Below are 1,816 nucleotides of genomic sequence, written 5' to 3'. Positions count from 1 at the left end.
TTTCAACGGAGAGTTTGATCCTGGCTCAGGACGAACGCTGGCGGCGTGCTTAACACATGCAAGTCGAGCGGTAAGGCCCCTTCGGGGGTACACGAGCGGCGAACGGGTGAGTAACACGTGAGCAACCTACCCTCAACTTTGGGATAAGCCTCGGAAACGGGGTCTAATACCGGATAATACTGACCGTCTCCTGGTGGTTGGTTGAAAGTTCTGGCGGTTGGGGATGGGCTCGCGGCCTATCAGCTTGTTGGTGGGGTAATGGCCTACCAAGGCGTCGACGGGTAGCCGGCCTGAGAGGGCGACCGGCCACACTGGGACTGAGACACGGCCCAGACTCCTACGGGAGGCAGCAGTGGGGAATATTGCGCAATGGACGAAAGTCTGACGCAGCAACGCCGCGTGAGGGATGACGGCCTTCGGGTTGTAAACCTCTTTCAGCAGGGACGAAGCGAGAGTGACGGTACCTGCAGAAGAAGGACCGGCCAACTACGTGCCAGCAGCCGCGGTAATACGTAGGGTCCGAGCGTTGTCCGGAATTATTGGGCGTAAAGGGCTCGTAGGCGGTTCGTCACGTCGGGAGTGAAAACTCGGGGCTTAACCCCGAGCCTGCTTCCGATACGGGCAGACTAGAGGTAGGCAGGGGAGAGCGGAACTCCTGGTGTAGCGGTGGAATGCGCAGATATCAGGAAGAACACCGGTGGCGAAGGCGGCTCTCTGGGCCTTACCTGACGCTGAGGAGCGAAAGCGTGGGTAGCGAACAGGATTAGATACCCTGGTAGTCCACGCCGTAAACGTTGGGCGCTAGGTGTGGGGGACATTCCACGTCCTCCGTGCCGCAGCTAACGCATTAAGCGCCCCGCCTGGGGAGTACGGCCGCAAGGCTAAAACTCAAAGGAATTGACGGGGGCCCGCACAAGCGGCGGAGCATGCGGATTAATTCGATGCAACGCGAAGAACCTTACCTGGGTTTGACATATAGGGAAATCCTCCAGAGATGGGGGGTCCGTAAGGGTCCTATACAGGTGGTGCATGGCTGTCGTCAGCTCGTGTCGTGAGATGTTGGGTTAAGTCCCGCAACGAGCGCAACCCTCGTCCTATGTTGCCAGCACGCCCTTCGGGGTGGTGGGGACTCATAGGAGACTGCCGGGGTCAACTCGGAGGAAGGTGGGGATGACGTCAAGTCATCATGCCCCTTATGTCCAGGGCTTCACGCATGCTACAATGGCCGGTACAAAGGGCTGCGAAACTGTAAGGTGGAGCGAATCCCAAAAAGCCGGTCTCAGTTCGGATTGGGGTCTGCAACTCGACCCCATGAAGTCGGAGTCGCTAGTAATCGCAGATCAGCAACGCTGCGGTGAATACGTTCCCGGGCCTTGTACACACCGCCCGTCACGTCATGAAAGTCGGCAACACCCGAAGCCGGTGGCCTAACCCTTGTGGAGGGAGCCGTCGAAGGTGGGGCTGGCGATTAGGACGAAGTCGTAACAAGGTAGCCGTACCGGAAGGTGCGGCTGGATCACCTCCTTTCTAAGGAGCATTCGGTGCCGGCTGTCAGAGTTTTCTGGAGTCTGGTGCCTATTCATCACTGCTCGAGCGTTCGTCTCGGGGTGATGGTGCTTCGGAATGTGGAACATTGACCATTAGGCCTGGAACTTGAGTTGTTCGAGCTAGTACTGCTGATCCTTCGGGGTGGGCGTGGAACGTGAGATGGCGAGAGGGATGGGTCGAGGCGCGCTGTTGGGTCCTGAGGAATCGGGCCCGGCTCACAGGACGTTGGTTCTGGGGGTTTGGGACTGTTTCTTCTTGGGTCACGGGC

The 1,816-nt window shown here is 58.6% G+C and carries 1 rRNA gene; it reads left to right on the top strand.

What is annotated here, in order from left to right:
• Positions 1-2 precede the first annotated feature (2 nt).
• Positions 3-1,527: ribosomal RNA gene (locus AB0M51_RS42615) — 16S ribosomal RNA — on the top strand.
• Positions 1,528-1,816 lie beyond the last annotated feature (289 nt).

The sequence above is a fragment of the Kribbella sp. NPDC051137 genome (assembly GCF_040682535.1).
In the GTDB taxonomy this organism is placed as follows: domain Bacteria; phylum Actinomycetota; class Actinomycetes; order Propionibacteriales; family Kribbellaceae; genus Kribbella; species Kribbella karoonensis.
This window is presented reverse-complemented; position numbering and strand designations above follow the sequence as displayed.